Annotated in this window: 24 protein-coding genes and 1 tRNA gene; 11 read left to right on the top strand and 14 right to left on the bottom strand. The window is 69.0% G+C overall.

Features of this window, described 5'->3' with window-relative positions:
• The first annotated feature begins 108 nt into the window (after nt 1-108).
• The 7 genes from G9C85_RS06980 to G9C85_RS06950 all read left to right on the top strand — a co-directional run bounded on the left by G9C85_RS06980 (nt 109) and on the right by G9C85_RS06950 (nt 4661).
• A complete protein-coding gene (locus tag G9C85_RS06980; RefSeq protein ID WP_166038265.1) occupies nt 109-828 on the top strand; it encodes a PKD domain-containing protein in 720 nt (239 codons plus the stop codon).
• An 86-nt stretch (nt 829-914) separates the two neighbouring features.
• Nucleotides 915-988: transfer RNA gene (locus G9C85_RS06975), tRNA-Val, on the top strand.
• A gap of 363 nt (nt 989-1351) precedes the next feature.
• The gene (locus G9C85_RS06970) at nt 1352-1549 is read left to right on the top strand and encodes a hypothetical protein (RefSeq protein ID WP_193570604.1); all 198 of its coding nucleotides are present in this window, start codon (nt 1352-1354) and stop codon (nt 1547-1549) included.
• Between the two features lie 191 nt (nt 1550-1740).
• Nucleotides 1741-2130, top strand: coding sequence for a hypothetical protein (locus tag G9C85_RS06965; RefSeq protein ID WP_166038263.1), 390 nt, complete (start codon nt 1741-1743; stop codon nt 2128-2130).
• A 6-nt stretch (nt 2131-2136) separates the two neighbouring features.
• A complete protein-coding gene (locus G9C85_RS06960) occupies nt 2137-2826 on the top strand; it encodes a hypothetical protein (RefSeq protein ID WP_166038261.1) in 690 nt (229 codons plus the stop codon).
• A gap of 81 nt (nt 2827-2907) precedes the next feature.
• Nucleotides 2908-4263 carry a hypothetical protein gene (locus tag G9C85_RS06955; RefSeq protein ID WP_166038259.1) on the top strand — a complete coding sequence of 452 codons (1356 nt, stop codon included), beginning with the start codon at nt 2908-2910 and terminating at the stop codon, nt 4261-4263.
• Entirely contained in the window at nt 4260-4661 is a 402-nt protein-coding gene (locus tag G9C85_RS06950) for a DNA-binding protein (RefSeq protein WP_205254314.1), read from the top strand. Before G9C85_RS06955 ends, G9C85_RS06950 begins: the two co-directional genes overlap by 4 nt.
• 41 nt (nt 4662-4702) lie before the next feature.
• Here the strand turns inward: G9C85_RS06950 and G9C85_RS06945 are convergent, their stop codons facing one another.
• The 7 genes from G9C85_RS06945 to G9C85_RS06915 all read right to left on the bottom strand — a co-directional run bounded on the left by G9C85_RS06945 (nt 4703) and on the right by G9C85_RS06915 (nt 10251).
• The gene (locus G9C85_RS06945) at nt 4703-4897 is read right to left on the bottom strand and encodes a hypothetical protein (protein WP_166038257.1); all 195 of its coding nucleotides are present in this window, start codon (nt 4895-4897) and stop codon (nt 4703-4705) included.
• 106 nt (nt 4898-5003) lie between these two features.
• The gene (locus tag G9C85_RS06940) at nt 5004-5219 is read right to left on the bottom strand and encodes a hypothetical protein (protein ID WP_166038255.1); all 216 of its coding nucleotides are present in this window, start codon (nt 5217-5219) and stop codon (nt 5004-5006) included.
• 25 nt (nt 5220-5244) lie between these two features.
• Complete coding sequence (locus tag G9C85_RS06935; protein ID WP_166038252.1) at nt 5245-5595, bottom strand: hypothetical protein; 351 nt, start codon at nt 5593-5595, stop codon at nt 5245-5247.
• Entirely contained in the window at nt 5592-5855 is a 264-nt protein-coding gene (locus G9C85_RS06930; protein WP_166038250.1) for a cytochrome C oxidase subunit IV family protein, read from the bottom strand. Before G9C85_RS06930 ends, G9C85_RS06935 begins: the two co-directional genes overlap by 4 nt.
• A 4-nt stretch (nt 5856-5859) precedes the next feature.
• Nucleotides 5860-8583, bottom strand: a complete 2724-nt coding sequence (locus G9C85_RS06925; RefSeq protein WP_193570666.1) for a cbb3-type cytochrome c oxidase subunit I — start codon at nt 8581-8583, stop codon at nt 5860-5862.
• A 16-nt stretch (nt 8584-8599) separates the two neighbouring features.
• Nucleotides 8600-9499, bottom strand: coding sequence for a cytochrome c oxidase subunit II (coxB, locus tag G9C85_RS06920; protein ID WP_166038966.1), 900 nt, complete (start codon nt 9497-9499; stop codon nt 8600-8602).
• 212 nt (nt 9500-9711) lie between these two features.
• Complete coding sequence (locus G9C85_RS06915; RefSeq protein ID WP_166038246.1) at nt 9712-10251, bottom strand: adenine phosphoribosyltransferase; 540 nt, start codon at nt 10249-10251, stop codon at nt 9712-9714.
• Between the two features lie 197 nt (nt 10252-10448).
• Between G9C85_RS06915 and G9C85_RS06910 the strand changes: the two genes are divergently transcribed.
• Nucleotides 10449-11606 (top strand): CBS domain-containing protein, encoded by a 1158-nt coding sequence (locus G9C85_RS06910; protein WP_166038244.1) that lies wholly within the window; start codon nt 10449-10451, stop codon nt 11604-11606.
• Between the two features lie 152 nt (nt 11607-11758).
• Here G9C85_RS06910 and radB read toward each other — a convergent pair whose 3' ends face one another.
• From radB to G9C85_RS06890, 4 genes are all read right to left on the bottom strand, one after another.
• Nucleotides 11759-12466 carry a DNA repair and recombination protein RadB gene (gene radB / locus G9C85_RS06905; protein WP_166038242.1) on the bottom strand — a complete coding sequence of 236 codons (708 nt, stop codon included), beginning with the start codon at nt 12464-12466 and terminating at the stop codon, nt 11759-11761.
• Between the two features lie 250 nt (nt 12467-12716).
• Nucleotides 12717-13052: a multidrug efflux SMR transporter gene (locus tag G9C85_RS06900; RefSeq protein WP_166038239.1), complete on the bottom strand. Its 336-nt coding sequence runs from the start codon at nt 13050-13052 to the stop codon at nt 12717-12719.
• A 125-nt stretch (nt 13053-13177) separates the two neighbouring features.
• Nucleotides 13178-13408, bottom strand: a complete 231-nt coding sequence (locus tag G9C85_RS06895; RefSeq protein ID WP_166038237.1) for a hypothetical protein — start codon at nt 13406-13408, stop codon at nt 13178-13180.
• Nucleotides 13409-13497: 89 nt separating this feature from the next.
• Nucleotides 13498-13782 (bottom strand): hypothetical protein, encoded by a 285-nt coding sequence (locus G9C85_RS06890; protein WP_166038234.1) that lies wholly within the window; start codon nt 13780-13782, stop codon nt 13498-13500.
• Nucleotides 13783-13900: 118 nt separating this feature from the next.
• Between G9C85_RS06890 and G9C85_RS06885 the strand changes: the two genes are divergently transcribed.
• Nucleotides 13901-14737 carry a hypothetical protein gene (locus G9C85_RS06885; protein WP_166038232.1) on the top strand — a complete coding sequence of 279 codons (837 nt, stop codon included), beginning with the start codon at nt 13901-13903 and terminating at the stop codon, nt 14735-14737.
• Between the two features lie 174 nt (nt 14738-14911).
• Here the strand turns inward: G9C85_RS06885 and G9C85_RS06880 are convergent, their stop codons facing one another.
• From G9C85_RS06880 to G9C85_RS06870, 3 genes are all read right to left on the bottom strand, one after another.
• Nucleotides 14912-15130, bottom strand: coding sequence for a hypothetical protein (locus G9C85_RS06880; protein WP_166038230.1), 219 nt, complete (start codon nt 15128-15130; stop codon nt 14912-14914).
• Nucleotides 15131-15274: 144 nt separating this feature from the next.
• Nucleotides 15275-16594 (bottom strand): nickel pincer cofactor biosynthesis protein LarC, encoded by a 1320-nt coding sequence (gene larC / locus G9C85_RS06875; protein ID WP_166038228.1) that lies wholly within the window; start codon nt 16592-16594, stop codon nt 15275-15277.
• A gap of 71 nt (nt 16595-16665) precedes the next feature.
• Nucleotides 16666-17901, bottom strand: coding sequence for a PQQ-binding-like beta-propeller repeat protein (locus G9C85_RS06870; RefSeq protein ID WP_166038226.1), 1236 nt, complete (start codon nt 17899-17901; stop codon nt 16666-16668).
• A 112-nt stretch (nt 17902-18013) separates the two neighbouring features.
• Between G9C85_RS06870 and G9C85_RS06865 the strand changes: the two genes are divergently transcribed.
• Both G9C85_RS06865 and G9C85_RS06860 read left to right on the top strand, forming a co-directional pair.
• On the top strand, nt 18014-18316 hold the full coding sequence (locus tag G9C85_RS06865; protein ID WP_166038224.1) for a hypothetical protein: 303 nt from the start codon (nt 18014-18016) through the stop codon (nt 18314-18316).
• A 258-nt stretch (nt 18317-18574) separates the two neighbouring features.
• Nucleotides 18575-20797: a CDC48 family AAA ATPase gene (locus G9C85_RS06860; RefSeq protein ID WP_166038222.1), complete on the top strand. Its 2223-nt coding sequence runs from the start codon at nt 18575-18577 to the stop codon at nt 20795-20797.
• Nucleotides 20798-20907: the final 110 nt, after the last annotated feature.

Below are 20907 nucleotides of genomic sequence, written 5' to 3'. Positions count from 1 at the left end.
CACAAATTCGTACATTCACTTAAGCGTACCGGCGCACGACCCGCACTCGCGAGCTAGCACGACCCACTCAGTGGGTTCATATGCGAGCACGCGGCCAGGATCGGCGTCATGCTCGACCGCACGCTGACGCGACGCAGCCTCATCGGCCACGCGACGACCGCCGCCGCCGGCGCGACCGGCCTCGGCGTCCTCGACGACAGGTGGGGGAACGCTGGCGCAGCGGACGACGACGCCGCCGCGCCCGCCGACTGCGCGAATCGGCACGTCGAACCGGACGTCGCGGTCGTCGACGCTCGCCGCGAGGACGGCCGGTACGTCGTCCAGGCCGGCGAGGCCGTGACGTTCGACGCCTCCGGGACGGAGTCGACGGCGCCCGTCGACGCCTTCGAGTGGGACTTCGGCACCGAGCAGGTCGAGGGGGAGCGCGTGCATCACGCCTGGGAGCGCGGCGGCGACGTGGCGACGGTCGAACTCGCGGTCACGGACCGCGCGGGCCGGACGGCCAGCGCGTCGGTCCAGGTGGCCGTCGAGACGCGGGACCGGTACGACGAAGCACCGATCCCAGTTCACGACGCCTCGCCCGCGCGCACGTACGACGACGGCTATATCGTCCGCGCCGGCGAGCGCGTGACGTTCGATGCGCGCGAGTCCCGCGACCCGGATGGCGACGTCGTCGCCTACGAGTGGGGCTTTCGCGGCGAGTCGAGGGAGGGTGCGGTCGTCGAGCGTACGTTCCGACGGGCGGGGAACTACGTCGTGACGCTCTCGGTGACGGACGATACGGGGACGAGCGCGAGCGTCGACGTCCCCGTGCACGTTGCGCGATAGCCACGATTCACCACACGGCACCCGATTCGAAACCCTTTTTTAACGTCCCGAGCAACGAACGAGTGCAGCGAACACCGACGCCACCTGGGTTGGTGGTCTAGTTGGTTATGACACCTCCTTGACATGGAGGAGGCCGGCGGTTCAAATCCGCCCCAACCCACTTCTCGCAGGACATCACGACGAGCGACAGCGAGGAGTGCGTCCTGCGAGAAGTTGTGGACGCGGCATTTGAACCCTGTGAGTCGCAGCCCGCGCAGCGGAGCGAGCAGGAACGTCTCACATCGGTTCAAATCCGCCCTAACCCACTTCTACCGACGCAGCCTCGTTGCTGTCGCTCCTCGGTGTTGCGTCGGTAGAAGTATTGACGGCGCTATTTGAAGCGGGGGAGCGCAGCGAACGGAGGAGCGGAGCGACCGCGGTTCGGATCCGTCGGGACCGGCTCGTTGGTGATGGTGGCCGTCGACAGCGGAAACGGCTTTTTTACCACCCGCGGGGGAGAATAGCATATGCGCTATATCGTCGCGTGTACCGGCGCCTCGACGAGTGGGCGTGGGGCCTCTCTCGTCTCCGCTACGCGCTCCTCACGGGGGTCGTCGCCGCTGTCGGTTCGATCGCGGTCAGCGTCGCGTTCGGGTCGCCGAGCTACGTCTTCGCGCTCGGTATCGGGATCGCGCTGGCGGTCCTCAACTACCTGTCCGATCCGAACCGGACCGAGGACTGAGAGAGCGGGTCGCTCGATGGGGTGTTCGGCGTTCGATTCTCGGGGTGGGAGTCACCGGTCGTCGGGAGTGGGGGGGTCGAGGCGACCGTGCGCTGGTCGACGCTGGGTGGATGTGAGTCGTGTGAACGAGGGAAACACTATTGGGACCGTGCCGTCTTGTGCTAAGTGATACCATGGCAGTGGGCGTGTTGGTGAGTACTGCGGTGATGGGCGTGCTGTTGCTCGCCATCTTGGTGGCGACGACGCGAGCGCAGGCAGTGCGGTCGTACAGGCACACGCTCGGTTCGCGGGCGCGCGGGTTCGCGAACGGCCCCGCGCCAGGCGGCGTGCGCGTCGACCCGAAGATGCTGCTCGCGTTCCTCGCCGTGGTGGGGTTCGTCGCGGCGGCGGTCGTCTTCGGGCAGGACCCGATGGTGTTCGTCGGCGCGGTCGTCGCGCTCGTGTTCGCGTACTTCGCGTGGGGCGTGTACTACCTCGGGCGGAGCCACGGGATGGGGACCGCGCACGCCGTCGGCCTGAGCGCGTGGTTCGCGTCGATCGTGGCGGTGCTCGCGATCGCCGTGAAACTCCTCGTCGGCTGATCCGGGATGAACGACACTGCGACCTCGCGAGGCCTCGACGCCATCCGGCGGACGGCGACCCGTCCAGCGACGGTGCTGCTCGCGGCGGTCGTGCTCGCCGAGCTCGCACTCGTCGTCGGCTACCTTGGCCTAACCGGGGCGTCAACGTCGAGCGTCCGATACCTCATCTATCCGTTCGTGTGGATCGACCTGGCGCTCTGGGCGGTGTTCGCCGTGGACGCGTCGTCGACGAGCGCGCTCGCGCGACGCGGGGCGCTCGCCGTCGCGGGCGCGTACCTCCTCGTGCTCGCCGTCGCGGGCGGCGTGCTGGACGTCGCCGCGCTCTCGGGGCACTCGCACGCGACCGGCGTGGACCTGTCCGTGTTCACCGCGCTCCCGCCGGGCTGGGGGCCGACGGTCGTCTTCGAGACCCCGCGAGCGACGGTCCGGCTCGTTCCCTACCAGTTCGTCGGGTACCTCGCGCTCGCGTACCTCACGTACGCCGCGGTCGTCGACGCGGCCGCGTCCGCACTCAGTGGCGCGGTCGGTCTGCTGTCCTGTGCAAGCTGCTCGTGGCCCGTGTTCGCGTCCCTCCTCGCGGCCGTCCTGGGCGGCGAAGCGGTCGCGAGAGAACTGTACGCGTACTCGCTCGACCTGTCGACGGTCGCGTTCGTCGTCGCCGTCGTCCTGCTCGCCTGGCGACCGGGGGCGAGGTGACACGTGCTCCGTACTCTCGCCGCCCTCGTCGCCGCAGTCGTGCCTCTCCACGTTGCAGTCGTGCCTCTCCACGTTGCAGTCGTGCCCCTGCACGTCGGCAGCCTCACCGAGGGCGTGCAGGTCGGGACGGTCCCGTCGTGGCTCACGGTCGCGACCGGCGGCGTCCTCGTCGGCGCGTCGTTCCTGTTCACGAGCCTCCTCACCGATCACGAGGGCATCCGGGCGGTGAACGCGTGGCACGCGGTCGTGCCGACGACCGCGACGCTCCGGGGCGGCGTAGTCGCGGCGACGCGCGCACTCGGCGTGCTCGGTCTCGTGCTCGTCGTCGCGGCGAGCGCGCTCGGCCCTATGGAGCCGACGTCGAACTTCGCGATCCTCGTCGTCTGGGTCGGGTGGTGGGCGGGGTTCGCGATGTCGACGTACCTCGTCGGGAACGCCTGGCCGATCCTGAATCCCTGGCGGACGCTCGCGGCCGCGCTCCCGGGCGACGGCGCGCGGTCGCTCCCCGAGCGCTACGGCGCGTGGCCGAGCGTCGTCGGCCTGCTCGCGCTCGTCTACGTCGAGGTCGTCAGCCCGCTCGCTTCGGACCCGCGACTGCTCGGCGTCGTCGTCGTCGCGTACTCGGCGGTGACGCTCGGGGGCGCGGGCCGCTACGGCGACGAGTGGTTCGAGCGCGTCGACCCGGTGTCGCGCGTGTTCCGCGTCTACGGCCGCCTCGCACCGATCCAGTCCACTGCGAGCGGACTCGACGTCCGCCTGCCGGGGACCGCGCTCGTCGCAGGCGCGACGGACGACGGAGACCGCGAGCGGGTTCGCGGGCACGAGGCGGAGACGGGTGCGGAGGCGGGTGCGGTGGCGTTCGTCGTCGCGTTGCTGTGGGCGACGACGTTCGACGGCCTCGTCACCACGCCGGCGTGGAACGACCTCGCGCCGGTCGTCGTCGAGGCGGGCGTGCCCGCCGCGGTCGTCTACCTCGCCGCCCTCCTGGGCGGATTCGCGCTCTTCCGCGCGGCGTACCGACTCGCGGCGGAGCGCTCGCGGGCGCGAGTCGACAGTCGCCTGTCGCCGCTCGCCATCGAGCGGTGGTTCGCGCCCGCGCTCGTCCCCATCGCCGCCGGCTACCACGTCGCGCACTTCCTCGGGTACGCGCTGTCGCTGTCGCCCGCGCTCACGGGCGTCCTCGCGCACCCCCTCGGCGGCGCCGGAGTCCCCCAGATCGCCCAGCTCCCGGCGTGGTTCGGGACCGTCGAACTCGGGTTCGTCGTCGTCGGGCACCTCCTCGCGGTCTGGGTCGCGCACGCCGTCGCCCTCGAGGTCTTCCCGGGTCTGCTGCGGCCCATCCGCAGCCAGTACCCCTTCGTGGTCGTGATGGTCGCGTACACGATGACGAGCGCGTGGGTCGTCGGCCAGCCGTTCGTCTCACCAGCCTACTTATGACCGAAAATCGACCCACCGGCACCGACGCCGCCCAGCGCGAGAGCAGTGCCGCCAGTACCAACGAGGCCAGCGATCGACGGGGCGTCGACGGGGCCGACGACGCGTCGCGGTCGTCGCCAGCTGGATTCGAGACGCTCGTCCGCGAGGGCGAGGCGGTCGCGGCGTCGTGCCCGTACTGCGAGCGTCCGTTCGCGGCGGTGGCCGCGCGGGACCTCCACGTCGGCGAGGTTCACGAGTCGGTCTGCTCGGCGAGCGAGCGCGAGGCGTACGAGGCGGCGTTCGCGGCCGAGGACGACGAACTGTTCTACTTCCACCTCAAGGTCGTCGCCGCGCTCGCCGTCCTGTACACGGTCGTCGTCCTCGCGTACATGATGGCGCTCGGCGGCGGCTACCTGTGACGGCCTTTGGGCCGTAACCGTCTTGGTTCCACGAGCCCCGGTCAGTGTTCGCCGTGCGCTGGCGGGTCGTGACGACTGACGAGGTACGTGATCGCGCCGACGGAACCCAGCGCGACGACGCCCCCGACCGGGAGGAGGATGTCGACGCCGTCGAAGTACTCGGCGGCGAGCAGTCCGGCCATCCCGATCGCGACGCCGACGACGCCTGCGAGGTACGCGAAGCCTTCGAATCCCATCGTCTACGCGCCCATTCGGCGGCCGCCCTCCTAAACGTACGGGGTGCGTTAGCACGCCACGCCGGGCGTCGAAATGGGGTGGCGCGACGGCAGCGAACCGACCGCGTCACTCGAAGCCCCGCTCGGGGACGTTCGTCGAGCCGACGCTCGTCGCGCCGAACACGAGCAGGAACATCCCGATCGCCGCGCCGACGAACGCGACGCCGACGAGAGGGTCGAAGACGGTTCGCGCACTCACCTTCGCGGTCGCGAACGCGATGCCGGTCGCGGGCGCCAGCGAGAACAGCACCACCCATAGCGCGCGCTCGCGACGGGACGTCATCGCGACCCCCCGAGTTCGCGCCGCGTCATCGCGACCCCCCGTGCCCACGCCGCGGCCCGCCGTGGGGGCTGGCCGCGTCCCGGATCCGGCCCGCGCACGCCCCGCAGTACTCGTAGCCGTCGTCGATGACGCCACCGCAGTGCGGGCACGACCGTCCGCCGCCGGCGCCGTCGACGTCGCCGGCGTCGATCGCCAGTTCGTTCGTCGCCGGGCGAGCGTCCGCCGTCCCGTACGTCACGTAGCCGTCGGTCGGGTCCGGGCGGTCCGCGTCGCCGTCGAGCGCGACGTGCTTCGCGAGGTACGCGACCAGCGGCACCTGCACGAGCACGAACGCGCACACGACGGCCAGCGTGACCGGGTTCGAGAGCGGCGTCATGGGGTGATGGAGTACGTCGCCGCGACGGTCAGCGCGAGCGCCGCCAGCAGTCCGATGCCGACGAGGTACGTCAGCGACCGGGGCTCCCAGCGCAAGTGCTGGTAGTAGGCCGCGACGATACCGGCCTTCGCGAACGACAGCGCCATGATGATGCCGAGCGCCATCGTGTACGACATCTCCATCTGCTCGACGAGCACCTGGACGGTCGCCGACACGAACAGGACGACGTATATCGCCGTGTAAAGTTTGAGTCTGGTCATTGGTCTAGAGGATGTAGAACAGCGGGAACAGGAACAGCCACACGATGTCCACGAAGTGCCAGTACAGCCCGAAGTACTCGATCGGCCCGCTGTCGTCGAGGTACGCGCCACCCCACGCTCTCGGGATCATGTAGAGCGTGATTATGAGGCCGACGATGACGTGCGCGCCGTGCAGGCCCGTCGTCAGGAAGTACGTCGACGCGCGGATGCTGGTGTCGATCCAGATGCCCTCGTGGAACAGGTGCTCCCACTCGATGACCTTGTTCCCGAGGAACCCGAGGCCGAGGATCAGCGTCGCGGCGAGGCTCGCGACGACGCCGCCGCGGCTCTTTCGTTCCGCGGCCTCGAGCGCGAGGATGACCGTGAAGCTGCTCGTCAACAGGACGTACGTGTTGATGAGGCCGGGCACGATGTTCTCCGGGATCGGCTCCCAGCCGATCCAGCCCGAAGCGAATCGGAGGAAGACGTACGCGCCGATGAACGCGCCGAAGAGAACGACGTCGCTCGCGAGGAATATCCACATCCCCGTCTTCATGTTCGACACCTTCTCGAACGGCCAGCTCTCGCCGTACGGGCCACTCGGGCCGGTGAATGACTCTCGGGCCATGCCGACGAGCGACGCGAACAGCCAGAGCAGGCCGACCCCGGTCGATCCCGCGTAGACGGTGCCCATCGTGCCCTCTGGGAACGACTGGTTCGTGTACCCGGAGAGGCCGAAGAACAGGAGGAGCGCGCCGACGCTGACGAGGAACGGCCAGATGCTCGCGTGGCTCGCGTGGTGCTCCTCGCCGGCGTGAACCTCCGCCTCGGTGTGGCTCGACGCGGCGAGCGCGTCCGACGCGGACGCGGTCGCGGGTGCGCCACCGTCCGTCGTGGCGCCGCCACCGCCGCCGTCGGTCGCTGCGCCGCCGCCACCACCACGGCCACCGCCGTCGGTCGCCGCACCACCGCTGCCGTCCGCCGCGGCGGGCGCGTCGTCGTCGACGGTCTCGAGACTCTCGCTGTCGCCGCCGAGGAACGCGAGCTTCCCGCTCGCGTACGACGGCAAGCCCGGGAAGTTCTCCAGGGGCGGCGGCGAGGACACCGCCCACTCGGCGGTCGTGACGTACGCCCACGGGTCGTCGTCCGCGCGCTCGCCCCGGTACGCGGACGTGATGAGGTTGTAGAACATGATCAGGAACGACCCGCCGAGGACGACCGCGCCGACGGTCGACAGCTGGTGCCAGATCGTCATGCTCGGGTCGTACGCGAACACGCGCCGCGGGGTCTCCCAGGCGACGAACATCGGGAAGTACAGCAGGTTGAACCCGACGAAGTACAGTCCGAAGTGGAGTTTCCCGAGGAACTCGTCGTACATCCGCCCGGTCATCTTCGGGTACCAGTAGTAGAGGCCGCCGATGAGGGCGGTGACGCCGCCGACCATCACGTAGTGGAAGTGCGCGACCACCCAGTACGTCCCGCGGAACTCGTAGTCGAGGACGACCGCGCCCAGGAACACGCCCGTGATGCCGCCGAGGATGAACAGTAGCAGGCCGCCGAAGCTGAACAGGAACGGCGTCTTGAACCGGATGCGGCCCTTCACCATCGTGTAGATCAGCGAGAACACCATCAGGTCGAACGGCAGCGAGATGCCGATGGTGGTCGCCATGAACAGCGTCTTGATCTCGAGGTTGATCGACGTGAGGAACATGTGGTGCATCCAGACGATGAAGCTCTGGAGCGCCACCAGGACCATCGCGGCGATGAACCACTTCCGGCCGACGATGCGGCGGCCCGTGAACGTCTGGAACGTCTCCGCCATCACGCCGAGGGCGGGGAAGAAGACGATGTAGACCTCGGGGTGCCCGAAGAACCAGAACAGGTGCGTCCACAGCAGCGACCCGGCGGCGCCGTTGACGGCGAAGTACGTCGTGCCGAGCAGGCGGTCCGCGGAGAGGATGAGGAGTGCCGCCAGGAGCGCGGCGAACGCGAACAGCATCATCCAGACGGTCAGCAGGATCGTCCACGAGAACAGCGGGAGTCGGCGGAGCGTGAGGCCTTCGGCGCGCATGCGATGCATGGTCGTCAGGAAGTTCACCGAGGACACCGTGACGCTCGCGACGAACAGCATGAGTGCGAGGATGGCGGCGCTCCCGCCGACGCTCGGCGTGAACGTCGGGAGGTTCAGTGGCGCGTACATCGTCCAGCCGCCCGCGAACGACCCGCCCTGGAAGAACGAGACGAACAGGAGGATGCCGGAGACGAGGTACAGCCAGTAGCTGAGCGCGTTCAGTCGCGGGAACGCGAGGTCCTTCGCGCCCATCTGGAGGGGGACGACGTAGTTCGCGAACCCGAACGCGAACGGCGACAGGAACCAGAACACCATCACGAGGCCGTGCACGGAGACGGCCTGGTTGTACGCCATCGCGGAGAGCGGGCCGGCGCCGGGCGTGCGCGGCACCCAGAGCTGCGTACGGAGCAGGAGCGCGAGCACGCCGCCGAGCACGAGGAAGGACAGCGACGTCGCGATGTACAGCAGCCCGACGTCCTTGTGGTTCGTCGTGATGAACCAGCGCTTCACGGCACTCGTCGGCGGGAGCCCGTGCTCGTCGTGCGCGTGGTCGGCGGCCTCGAGCGCACCGCCGTCGGTTCGCGCGCCGACGTCGGTCGATTCGCCGCCGTCGGTTCGCGTGCCGTCGGTCGGTGCGTCGTCGGGCCGTCGGTCCGTCGAACTCGTGGTGTCGTTCATGCTGTCGTCGGTCATGTCAGACCACCTCTCCGTGCTGGCGGTGCGCCACTGGTGCGTGCCGGGCGGGGGCGGCCGTCGGCGACGCCGGCGCCACGGTCGACGTCGCGACCGCGCCCGTCGTCGCTCCCTCCGACCCCATCACGCTCGGTACGTTAGCAGTCGACCCCATCACGCTCGCGGTGTCGTTCCCGCTCTCGTTCGCCGTGGCGTTCGCCGACTCGTTGGTCGTGTTCGCGTACCAGGTCTCGAACTCGGACTGGGTGAGGACGCGAACGGTCCCGGACATGTGCGAGTGGCCCTGCCCGCAGAGCTCGTAGCAGTTCGCCTGGTACGTCCCGGTGTCCTCGGCGAGGAACCACGTACTCGTCTGCTGGCCGGGGATGGCGTCGGCCTTCGCGCGCAACTCGGGGATCCCGAAGTTGTGGAAGACGTCCGCGGACGTCACTTCGAGGCGTATCCGTCGGTCCTCGGGGATCACGAGCTGGTCCTGGGTCGTGTGCCCGTTCGGGTAGACGAACTCCCAGTAGAACTGGTGGCCGATCACCTCGACGGTCATCGGTTCCTCGTCCTGGATCGGCTCCGGGTTCTCGACGTACAGGAGCGTGAAGTACGTCCAGGAGATCAGGGAGACGACGATGATCGCAGAGAGCGAGAACGAGAGGAACAGCTTCCGGCCGCCGCCGCCACCGCTGGGCAGTTCACCGAGTTCCGGGCGATTCTCGTCGTCGCCGTGGTCGGCACTGGCCCGGTACTTCCAGGCCTTCCAGACCATGTAGACGGTGACGACGATGCCGACGATCGTCCCCAGGACGAGGAAGACGCCGTAGATCTGCTGGAAGACGACCGACCGCGACCCCTCCGGGACGATCTGCCCGGGCACGAGCACCCCCACGAGCAGCGTGACGAGTGGCACCATGAGACGTGTTCGCATCCCACTTCATCGTGGGTATACTTAGAAATTCGGTACGAACCGGGCCCAGACCGGTATCCGTCACGTAAGAACCTTCGACGTCGGGTCGGGCCCAGTCCAGGATTCGGCTCGCGAGAGCCCTGCTACCTGGATAACTCGAGATCCGTCCGTCGACCTCGTCGCCGTGGTCGCGTCCGCGAGCGCGTGTAGCCGGCCAGTTACTCGTCGACGATCTCGACGCCGTCGTCGGTGACCGCGACGTCGAGCAGCCGCTTGACGTCCACGGCCGCGAGGTCGTCCCGGGAGTCGACGCGACGCAGGACGCACGCGACGTCGAGCAGTTCCGCGCCGACGTCGTCGAGCGCCTCGACGACGGCGGCGATGCTCTGGCCCGTGTTCACGAGGTCGTCGACGACGACGACGCGGTCGCCCGCGGTCACGTCGTTCAGGTAGTACTGACCGTCCGGGTGCTCGAAGGGGACCTCGTCGTCGAACCCGTACTCGCGAGAGCGGATGACGACGAGCGGGACGTCCGTCGTCAGCGAGAGGGCCGTCGCGACGTGCACGCCCATCGTCACGGGCGTCACGATGACGTCGGCGTCCTCGAAGTCGACGAGGCGAAGGAGGCCGTTGACGACCTCGCGCATCAGGCGCGGGTCGAGCGTCGGGATGCCGTTGCTGACGGGATGGACGAGGTAGCGGTAGCCGTCGCGCTCCACGACGGGCGCGTCGTGGACGGACTGCCGAAGTCGCTGCATGCACGCTGGAAGCGCGAGAACGGGCTAAAGCGCGTCGGTTTCCGCCCCGTCGACGTCGACGCCGCGAGGGACGAGGTATGGGGAGACGGCGCCGGGGTCGGGCTACGAGACCGCACGCCGTAGCGGTTGCGGTGCTTCCAGCGGCATCGGTCTTGGCGGTACCTTAAATAGTCCTGCCGGCGAACCGTCGAGGTGGAATGAATATTTCTGATATTGCGACCGAGGACTACGTGGAAGTCGACGTCGGCACGCGCCTCGGGAAGGTGCGCTCTCGCTTCACCGAGGACAACCTCAAGGGCATCATCGTCACGCGCGACGGCGCCTACGAGGGCGTCCTCAGCGAACGAGAGCTCCTGCAGTCTCACGTCGAGGACGACGCGAAGGTCGCCGCGCTCGTCAAGCCCTCGCGGAACGCGCCCGCGCCGAAGGTCTCGCGTCACGAGGACGTCCGGGAGACCGCGCGCGTCCTCGTCGAGGGTGGCGTGAAGGTCGCACCCGTCTTCGAGGGCGACAACCTCTGGGGTATCGTCACCGTCGACGGCATCCTCGACGCCGTCCTCCACAACCTCGACGCGCTCACCGTCGCCGACATCTACACCGAGGACGCCGTGGTCATCGAGGAGTCCGGGACGCTCGGGCAAGCGATCAATCGCCTGCGCGAGAACGGCATCTCGCGACTCCCCGTCGAGGACGAGGACGGCCAGCTCTCGGGCATCGTGACGACGCACGACCTCACGTCGGTCGTCGTCCGCAGCAACGAGAAGATGACCACCGGGAGCCGCGCCGGCGACTCCAGCCGCATCCTCGACATCCCCGTGTACGACATCATGTCCAGTCCCGTGTACACGACGACGACCGACGAGAGCGTCGAGAGCGCCGTCTCGACGATGCTCGAGGAGGACCTCGGCGGCCTCGTCGTCACGCCCGACGGCGACGAGTCGACCGTGTCGGGCGTCGTCACGAAGACGGACGTCCTGCGCGCGCTCACGTTCACCGAGGAGGACCACATCGACGTCCAGATCTCGAACATCTCGCTGCTCGACACGCTCACGCGCGAGGACATCCGGGACGCCATCACGCAGGTCGTCGACAAGTACCAGAAGATGGACGTGATGCACGTCAACGTCCGCTTCCAGGAGCACAAGGAGAAGCTCCGCGGAACGCCGTTGATCTACTCGCAGATCCGGATCCGCACCAACAACGGCCAGGTCGCCGGGTCCGGCGAGGGCTACGGCGCCGAGAACGCGTTCCGCGTCGCGCTCGACAAGCTCGAGCGGAACGTCCTCGAGATGAAGGAGTACCGCGCGGACGAGGAGTACGAGGGCCAGCTCAAGCGCAAGCTCAACGAACTATAGGCAGCGGTCGACGAGGGCGTCCGCGACCGTTGCGGCTCGTCGACGCCGGCCGCGACCATTGCGGCCCGTCGACGCCGGCCGCGACCATTGCGGCCCGTCGACGCCGGCCGCGACCATTGCGGCCCGTCGACGCCGGCCGCGACACCGGCGAGCTACGGCGTGCCGTCGCTCGCCTCGATGCCGGCGTCCGTGATCTGGAACTGGACGCTCTCCCCGGCGGCCTTCGCGCGATGCTTCTCCAGGGTCGCCTTCCGGTTCCCGCCCCGGTAGCGGTCGATGCGGACGACCGTCCCCGTCCAGTGCTCGAGCGTGTGCCCGCCGAGCGGGCGCGTGCGGTCGCTGTCCGGGTCGCTGAACACCTGGTTCGTGACGACGACCGCGAGGTCGTGCCGGCGCGCGAGACTCAGGAGGTGCGTGACCTGGCTCGCGACCTCGCGGAGCGAATCCCCGCCCTCGGCGTCGTTCCCGCGCGCGAGCCGGTAGAATCCCGTCGCGGAGTCGAGCACGACGAGGTCCGCTTGCTCGGCGAACTCGGAGACGTCCCGGACCGCTTCGGCCTGTTCCTCGAAGTCGTACGCGTCCTTCACCACGACGTTCCCCGTCACCTCCTCGACGTCGCGGCCGGCAGCGGACGCGGCAGCGGTCGCCACCGCCTCGAACCGGTCCAGGGAGAGCCCCTCGGTGTCGACGTACACGACGAGGCCGTCGTTCGCGGCGACCGCGACGGCCGCCGACAGCGCGACGTTCGTCTTCCCGGCCGCCGGCGGCCCGTAGACTTGCGTGACGGTGCCGCGCTCCAGCCCGCCGCCGAGGAGGTCGTCGATGGCTTCACAGCCCGTCGAGATGACGCCGTCGTTCACGACGGTACTCGGGGCGGGCCACCACTAAAACTCACGGGAAGCTTCGCGGACACTGTTCAAACGAGTGAAAAGACGAACCGAACAGCTCGCGATTCATTCGAACCCGGACTCGGGCTCGAACCCGGACTCGGGCTCGAACTCCAGGGCCCCCGTTGATGCATACGTTCGTCCGTCGGTTCGGGCCCGTCGTCGAACAGGTGCCTGGGGTGTCCCCCGCAGATCCCGGACACGACTTCGGATCGGCACATGGCTAGTGGGGCGTGTACGCGTCCGACACGACGTTCAGTACGACCACACCGGCGATGATGAGGCATATGCCCGCGATTCCGGCCGTGTCGACTGCCTCGTCGAACATCACCACCCCCACCAGCGCTGCCGCGACGATACCGACCGCCGACCACGTCGCGTACACCAGGCCGACCGGTAGCTCCTGGAGCGTTAGGCTGAGCAGGTAGAACGAACTGAGGTACCCGACAACGACGACGGCCGTGGGCACGGGGTTCGTGAACCCAGAGGTGAATTTCAGGGCGGTCGTGCCGGACACCTCGGCCGCGATCGCCGCACCCAGATACAGGTACTCCCTCATACAACATCGCGGCAGGCGAACAGCATATAATAATTTCGAAATGTGGAGTGGTGTAGTAACTCTTAGAAACCGAGAAACAACAGGCCGCATACCACCGGCATCGTCTCCGGCGCCAGGCCCTCGTCTCAGTACGCCGCCTTCAGCGCGCCCACATCGAGGTGGTCGTCCGGCCCGGTGCCGTCGTACTCTTCTAGGGCGTCCTCGCACCCGAACCACAGCAGCACACGGTCCGCGAATGCCTCTACGACCACGTCAACGGCGTCTCGTTCGCCCAGCGTCGACAGCGCCGACTCCTTGGCAGCCTCAACCGCTGCGCGGTCGAGTACCGCGCCCAGGCGTCCGACGAGTCGCTCCACTTCAACCTCGTGCCCGCGGTAGGTGAGCTCTGGTGCTTCCCGCACCCTCGGATAGACGCCGAGACCGCCGCGGACCTACGCTTCGACCGTCAGCAACTGGGTTTCTTCAGGAGCGTGTCCTCGCCCGTGTCCGCGTCCGCGGTCCGCACGTACCGCTGGCCGCCGCGTTCGACCGCCGCCAGCTCGAAGCGCTCGTGCTTGTACGAGACGACGATGGTCTTCCCGTCTTCGGCGATCATCTCGTGCACCTCCGCGGGCGTCCGCGTCGTGATCGTTCCCGACCGCGTCGTGAACCCGATCTCCTCGATGCACCGACAGTCGTCCACGTCGGCGTCGTAGTCCATGCTCACGCACGCGACCTCGTAACTCGCCATGTCAGGGACTAGGAGAGCGAGCGGGAAGAGCGTTCGGCGTCGCGCGCCGGTCGGGCGGGGGTGCGTCGCCACGGCCGGTGACCGGGACTTATCTCGCCGGCTCTCGAATTCACGCGGCGTGATAGTGGTCGCGACGGCTGACTTCGAGGTGTATCACGACGTGGTCGGGGAGCTCCGCGACCGCGGGGTGGCGTTCACGACCGTCGAACCAGATGCCGACCTCCCCGAGGAGACCGCGGTCGTCGTCACCGGTCCCGGCGAGGGCGACGAGTTCGACGGCCCCCACGTCGTGGAGGCCGAGCCGGACGCGCCACGCCGCGCGGTCGAGGCGGCGCTCGCGTACCTCCGCGGCGGCGACGGCCGGACGGTCGTCGGCGTCGACCCCGGCCGGAAGCCCGGGATCGCGGTGCTCGCGGGCGACGTCGTGGTGGCGGCGTTCCAGGTGCCGGCGAGCGAGGCCGCGGACGTCGTCCGCGAGGAGGTCGCGGACGAGGCCGACGCCGTGGTCCGCGTCGGCGACGGCGCGCGCCGCGAGGGTGCGAAGGTGATCGGCGGCCTCTCCGACGCCCGCGTGGAACTCGTCGACGAGACGGGGACGACGCCATCCCTCGGGACGGGCGCTCGCGGGATGGGGGACGTCCTCGCGGCGGTGAACATCGCCCGCACCGAGGGCGAGATCGTCGAGTCCCGCGACTTCGAACCTACCGACGGCGAGATACAGCGCGTCAAGCACCGGTCGCGAGAGCTATCGCCGGAGAACCGCGCCGTCGACACCGCGCTTGCGCGCCGCGTCGCACGCGGCGAACTCGACGTCGAGACCGCGCTCGACGAACACCGCGCGAGGGACGACGCCGACGACGCCGGGGAACGCGGCGACGAGTTCGGCGACGGCGGGTGCGACGACGAGTCCGCCAACGATGGGTGCGGCGACGACGAGTCGGGAAGCGAGGAGTGACGGGTAAATGGCCGGCGTCGGGTGTCGTGAGAAGCGGTCGCGACGCCCCGCCGTCGCGGACGGACGGAACGAGGACGTCCGAGGTGGGCGGTGTCCGTCCGGAGACGGTGCGGTCGCGACGGCCGTGGTGCGGTGGGCGAGTTCGCGGTCGGTTCGGTGCGGCGGATCGTCCGGTCAGTTCGCGTTCCAGGCGCAGCGTGTGCAGGCGGGGACGCCCTGGACGTTCGCGAGGTCGTTCTCGCAAGCGGGGCACGTGGTCGCGCCGCCGGGGCCGCCGTCGGTGACGACCGTCGGGTCGTCGGTGGTCGCGTTCTCGGCGTCGTCGACGTCCGGGACCTCCTCGGTGCGGTAGCAGCCGAACGTGAATTCGTGGGCTTCGGTGGGGTGGGTCATCTCACCCAGTGATGGCAGCGCGTGGAGTATAAGGCTATGTCTGCATGGATATATGCGCATGGAGATTCCTAGAGGTGTATTAGGGATACGTTGGAGTGGATCGCAACCGTCTATAGAGTGGCGGCGTAGACTATTGTTACTTCGTCACGCATCCTCGTGGTAGGCGTTCTCGGCCCGTCGGACGACCTCTCGCGTCGGTAGTCCGGTCTCGCGCGAGACCGCCGCAGCGTCCTCGTACTCGGCGCTTGCGTCGTAGACGACGCCGTCGCGGTCGCTCGCGACCTTCACGTCGACCGCGTACGACTCGCCGTCGACGTCTATGGAGACGGGCTCGAACGCCCGTTCCGCGACCCAGCGATGGCTCGTGCTCGCCGCGCGAACGCCGAGCGTGCCGGTCTCCTCGGCGAGCCGTCGTGCGACCGCCTCCGCGTCCGTGGGCGCACAGACGACCTTCACGAGGTGGCCGGGCCGGGCCTTCTTCATCGTCGTCGGGAGGATCGTCACGTCGTACGCGCCCGCTGCCTTCAGGGACTCCTGGAGACCGCCGAGGACTTCCGGCGTGGCGTCGTCGAGATTCGTCTCCAGTACCGCGACGTCCTCTCGCGCGAGGCCCTCCCCAGCGTCGCCGACGGTCGCCCGGAGCACGTTCGGGTGCCGCTCGAAGGACTTCGTTCCCGCGCCGTACCCGGACGCGTCGACGGTCGTCGACGGGAGCGACTCGACGCCCTCGGCGAAGTGTGCGAGGAGTGCCGCGCCAGTCGGCGTCAGCAGCTCGGCGTCGATGGGACCCCCGCGGACCCGCCAGTCGGCGCGCTCGGTGAGCTCCACGACCGCCGGCGCCGGCACCGGGTACGTCCCGTGAGCCATCTCGACCGACCCACCACCGACCGCGACCGGGGTCGTCACCACGCGCTCGACGTCCAGATCCGCGAGGAGCGCGCACACGCCGACGACGTCCGCGATCGCGTCGTCGGCACCGACCTCGTGGAAGTGCGTCTCCGCGAGGTCGACGCCGTGCACGCTCGCCTCCGCCTCCCCCAGCAGCTCGAACACCGCGAGCGCGTCCTCTCGGACGCCCGCCGCGACGTCCAGGCCCTCGACGAACTCGACGACCTCGCGATACGACCGACTCGGGCCGTGACCCTCCGCGTCGCCGTGCGAGTGGTCGTCGCCGTGGGAGTGGCCGTGCGAGTGGTCGTCGCCGTGGGAGTGGCCGTGCGAGTGGTCGTCGCCGTGGGGGTGGTCGTGGTCGTTTCCGTCGTCGCCGCCCTCGGCGTCGTCGTGGACGACGTCGACCTTCGTCGCGGTGATGCCGTTCCGGTCGACCTCGCGGACGTCGTACGTGACGGGGAGGTCGGCTTCGAGTGCGTCGAGGACGCCGGGGTCGGCGCCGGCGGCGACGAGTGCACCCAGGAGCATGTCGCCGCTGGCGCCCGTCCGGCCGTCGAACGCGAGCGTTCGCATACCACCAAGAGCGTCGGCGAGCGCGAAAAGCGCCGCGGTCGGCGGCGAGGGGACGCCCGGACCGCGGTCGGTTACTCGCGGACGACGTCGAGGCCGCGGAGGCCGTTCATCGCGGCGACGAGCTGGCCGTCGACGAATACCTGGTCCGCGAGGTGGTACTCGAACGGCGCAGCCTCGTGGCGTATCTCGCCGCTCTTCGCGTCGAGCGCGTACAGTATCCCCTCGTCGTCGCCGACGAACGCGACGCCGTCGCCGTCGAACGTCGGGGGGCGGCGGACGCGCGCCGTCGTCCGTGCGAGCCACCGCTCCTCGCCGCTCTCGGGGTCGAAGGCGCGAACGCCGGGGTCGTTCGAGAGGTAGAGCACGCCGTCGTGCAACGCTGGCGGTCGCGTCGGGTAGTCGTAGAGGGACTGCTCGAACCGCACGTCGAAGGACTCCCACTCCCGGGCGACGAGCGTCTGGTCGTCGACGACGAACAGGGCGTCCGCGGTCGCGTTGACCAGGCGACCGGCGGCGACGCCGTACTCGATCGCGGTGTCGAACAGCTCCCGGCTCGTCGTATCGACTGCGTTCGGGTACGGGTCGTCCCCGTCGATCCCGAGGAACACGACGTCGTCGTGGACCGACGCGGTCGTTATCTCGTGGTCCTCGGCGTACTCGTGGGAGAACAGCACCTCGCCGCTGGTGGCGTCGAGGGCGTAGAGCGTCGCACGCCCTGACGTCTGGCGTGCTCGCGTCCCGGCGTAGACGACGCCGTCGTGGACGGCGAGCGCGCTGACGTCCTCCAGGTTCGCGTCCGCCTCGAACCGCCACTCGACCGCGGATGCGTCGTGAGCGACGCGCACGACCTGCACCGGGTCGCTCCGGTACCCGACGTAGCAGACGTCGTCGGCGACCGCGGTCGACTGGACGCTGACCAGGCCGACGTTCCCGTCCGGGCGAGCGGTTCGCGCCAGCGTCGCCGGCTCGCTCGGGTCGACGCGAGCGACCTGCGGGCCGAACGCGAGCAGTTCGTCGTCGTCGGCGACGAGGGCGTCCGGTCGGAAGTTCACGTCGAGGCCGGCGTCCTCGTGCGTCCACGCGACGTCGAACCTCGCGACCGCCCCCTGCCCGTCGGTCGACTCCGCGTCCTCCGCCTCGCTATTCGTCGGGCCGCCGTCCGCCGTGTCGGTCGTCGAACCGGTCTGTGGTCGGTCCGTCGCGGTCGACGGCGCCATCGTCGCCGTCTCCGTCGTCTCGTTCGTGAGACGGAGACAGCCGGCGGTGGCCCCCACAAGGGCCGCGGCGAGGTACTCCCGTCGCTTCATGACGCGGCATTGATGGACGGGTGGTTTAACGTCTCTGGAACCGGCGGCTCGCTGGCCGTGACGGTCGCGTTCCAGCGAGTCGTTAAGTACGCGGGGGTCGAACGGTTCGAGCGTGTTCGAGGGTCTCTGGGAGCGGCTGTCGGCGTGGCGCGGCGAGGACGGACCGGCGCACTCGCGCCCGCTCGGCGTCGTCCAGAAGCGCGGCCGCGAGGTGTTCGGCGTGAAGCTCGGCGAGGCGAAGGGCTGGCAGCCCGACTGGCGGGACGTCGAGGACCTCCACGAGAATGCGATGGAGCGGTTCGACATCCGGTCGACGCCGGTCGGGCACGAGGTCGCGACGGTCCACTTCGACCCGGAGGGGCACGTCGTCGACGTGGAGTGGTTCGACGAACCGCGAGCGCCAGCCGAAGAGTGACCGGTTCTCGTTCGCGGAGTGACCGGTTCTCGTTCGCGGAGTGACCCCGAGGCCGGAGTCGTGGCTTCGGTACTCGTGTCCAGTTGGTGGCCAGCGACGACAGGGATTTGTGCCCGCCGGCACAACGATGCTACAGAGTATCACAGCGGGTGGGTCGTCGGCGACCGACGGCGTGCGGGCGAACGCACGACCCCGTCTGAGCAAAAGACATATCGGGGCCCGAGACCCACGTTCGACCATCCAGGCAGTCCCCCAATCATGAACGAAGTCCAACTGGAGGTGGCGAAGGCGTACCCGAACGACTCGGGGCGCGGTATCGCGCGACTCGACCCGGACACGCTGTTGCATCTGAAGCTGAGTCCCGGCGACATCATCGAGATAGAGGGCGCGGACACGACCGCGGCGAAGGTGTGGCGTGCGGACCGACAGGACTGGAACACCGACACCGTCCGCATCGACGGGTTCACGCGACAGAACGCCGACGTGGGCATCGGCGAACGCGTGACGATCCGGAAGGCGGAGGCGACGAAGGCGGACAAGCTCACGCTCGCCCCGCCCGAGGAGGCGTCCGTGCAGTTCGGGAGCGACGCCGCCGGGATGGTGAAGCGACAGATCCTCAAGCGGCCGGTCGTCGAGCGCGACATCGTGCCCGTGATGTCCTCCACGAACCATCCGTTCATGCGGTCGCCCGGGCAGGCGATCCCGCTCATCGCGGTCGAGACCCAGCCCGAGGGCGTCGTCCTCATCACCGAGGACACCGACGTCGAACTCCGCGAGGAGCCCATCAGCGGGTTCGAGAAGACCGGGGGCGGGATCACGTACGAGGACATCGGCGGCCTCCAGGGCGAGATTCAGCGCGTCCGGGAGATGGTCGAACTCCCGATGAAGCACCCCCAGATCTTCAAGAAGCTCGGCATCGAGCCGCCACAGGGCGTGCTCCTGCACGGCCCGCCGGGCACCGGGAAGACGCTGCTCGCGAAGGCGGTCGCGAACGAGACGTCGGCGAGTTTCTTCTCCATCGCCGGCCCGGAGATCATCTCGAAGTACTACGGCGAGTCCGAACAGCAGTTGCGGGAGATCTTCGAGGACGCGACCGAGGAGTCGCCCTCTATCATCTTCATCGACGAACTCGACTCCATCGCGCCCAAGCGCGAGGACGTCACGGGCGAGGTCGAGCGTCGCGTCGTCGCCCAGCTACTGACGATGATGGACGGCCTCGAATCGAGGGGGCAGGTCATCGTCATCGCCGCGACGAACCGCGTCGACTCCGTCGACCCCGCCCTCCGGCGGCCCGGCCGGTTCGACCGCGAGATCGAGATCGGCGTGCCCGACGAGACCGGTCGCGAGGAGATCCTCCAGATCCACACGCGCGGAATGCCGCTGAGCGACGACGTGAACCTCCAGAACCTCGCGAGCGAGACCCACGGCTTCGTCGGCGCGGACATCGAGAGCCTGACGAAGGAGGCGGCGATGAAGGCGCTGCGGCGCTACCTCCCCGAGATCGACCTCGACGAGGAGGACATCCCCCCGTCGCTCATCGACCGCATGATCGTCAAGCGCGACGACTTCCGTGGCGCGCTCAACGAGGTCGAACCGAGCGCGATGCGGGAGGTGCTCGTCGAACTCCCGAAGATCACGTGGGACGACGTCGGCGGGCTCGACACCGCGAAGCAGAACATCGAGGAGTCCATCCAGTGGCCGCTCAACAACCCCGAGAAGTTCGAGCGGATGGGCATCGACCCGCCGGCTGGCGTGCTCCTGTACGGGCCGCCGGGGACGGGCAAGACCCTGATGGCGAAGGCGGTCGCGAACGAGACGAACGCGAACTTCATCAGCGTCCGCGGCCCGCAGCTGCTCTCGAAGTGGGTCGGCGAGTCCGAGAAGGCGATCCGGCAGACGTTCCGGAAGGCCCGCCAGGTCTCCCCCACCGTGATCTTCTTCGACGAGCTCGACTCGCTCGCACCCGCACGCGGCGGCGAGGTCGGGTCGAACGTCAGCGAGCGCGTCGTCAACCAGCTGCTGACCGAACTCGACGGCCTCGAGGAGATGGGCGAGGTGATGGTGATCGGGGCGACGAACCGCCCGGACATGATCGACCCGGCGCTCATCCGGAGCGGCCGGTTCGACCGGCTCGTGATGGTCGGCCAGCCCGACGTCGAGGGCCGCGAACAGATCCTGCGCATCCACACGCAGGACACGCCGCTGTCGGCGGACGTCAGCCTCCGCGAGATCGCGGAGATGACCGACGGCTACGTCGGGAGCGACCTGGAGTCGATCGCGCGCGAGGCCGCCATCGAGGCGCTCCGCGAGACGGAGGAACCGACGGGCGTGACGATGAAGCACTTCCGGACGGCGATGGACTCCGTGCGCCCGACGATCACGGACGACCTCCTCGAGTACTACGCCGAGATCGAGGACCAGTTCCAGGGCGGCGGTGCGGAGTCCCGCGACCGCGCGGGTGGCCGAATCGGCTTCCAGTAACTGGGCTGGCGGCCGGATCGCGTACTCGTCGTCGGCCGTTGCTTCGACTCGTACTTTCGCCGCTTGGTCGGCGTGTCTGCGAAAACGACTTTACCTGCCCCCGTCCTACG

Source organism: Halorubellus sp. JP-L1, assembly GCF_011440375.1.
GTDB lineage: Archaea > Halobacteriota > Halobacteria > Halobacteriales > Natrialbaceae > Halorubellus.
Note: the sequence above shows the minus strand (reverse complement) of the source record. Positions and strands in the feature narration are given on the sequence as shown.

Coding starts and splice junctions, on each gene's coding strand:
- G9C85_RS06910 (WP_166038244.1), top strand. CDS start 10,449: ATGAATATTTCTGATATTGCGACCGAGGACTACGTGGAAGTCGACGTC.
- G9C85_RS06890 (WP_166038234.1), bottom strand. CDS start 13,782: ATGGCGAGTTACGAGGTCGCGTGCGTGAGCATGGACTACGACGCCGAC.
- G9C85_RS06950 (WP_205254314.1), top strand. CDS start 4,260: ATGACCGAAAATCGACCCACCGGCACCGACGCCGCCCAGCGCGAGAGC.
- G9C85_RS06930 (WP_166038250.1), bottom strand. CDS start 5,855: ATGACCAGACTCAAACTTTACACGGCGATATACGTCGTCCTGTTCGTG.
- coxB (WP_166038966.1), bottom strand. CDS start 9,499: ATGGTGCCACTCGTCACGCTGCTCGTGGGGGTGCTCGTGCCCGGGCAG.
- G9C85_RS06980 (WP_166038265.1), top strand. CDS start 109: ATGCTCGACCGCACGCTGACGCGACGCAGCCTCATCGGCCACGCGACG.
- G9C85_RS06935 (WP_166038252.1), bottom strand. CDS start 5,595: ATGACGCCGCTCTCGAACCCGGTCACGCTGGCCGTCGTGTGCGCGTTC.
- G9C85_RS06915 (WP_166038246.1), bottom strand. CDS start 10,251: ATGCAGCGACTTCGGCAGTCCGTCCACGACGCGCCCGTCGTGGAGCGC.
- G9C85_RS06900 (WP_166038239.1), bottom strand. CDS start 13,052: ATGAGGGAGTACCTGTATCTGGGTGCGGCGATCGCGGCCGAGGTGTCC.
- G9C85_RS06860 (WP_166038222.1), top strand. CDS start 18,575: ATGAACGAAGTCCAACTGGAGGTGGCGAAGGCGTACCCGAACGACTCG.
- G9C85_RS06945 (WP_166038257.1), bottom strand. CDS start 4,897: ATGGGATTCGAAGGCTTCGCGTACCTCGCAGGCGTCGTCGGCGTCGCG.
- G9C85_RS06925 (WP_193570666.1), bottom strand. CDS start 8,583: ATGAACGACACCACGAGTTCGACGGACCGACGGCCCGACGACGCACCG.
- G9C85_RS06940 (WP_166038255.1), bottom strand. CDS start 5,219: ATGACGTCCCGTCGCGAGCGCGCGCTATGGGTGGTGCTGTTCTCGCTG.
- G9C85_RS06880 (WP_166038230.1), bottom strand. CDS start 15,130: ATGACCCACCCCACCGAAGCCCACGAATTCACGTTCGGCTGCTACCGC.
- larC (WP_166038228.1), bottom strand. CDS start 16,594: ATGCGAACGCTCGCGTTCGACGGCCGGACGGGCGCCAGCGGCGACATG.
- G9C85_RS06960 (WP_166038261.1), top strand. CDS start 2,137: ATGAACGACACTGCGACCTCGCGAGGCCTCGACGCCATCCGGCGGACG.
- G9C85_RS06870 (WP_166038226.1), bottom strand. CDS start 17,901: ATGAAGCGACGGGAGTACCTCGCCGCGGCCCTTGTGGGGGCCACCGCC.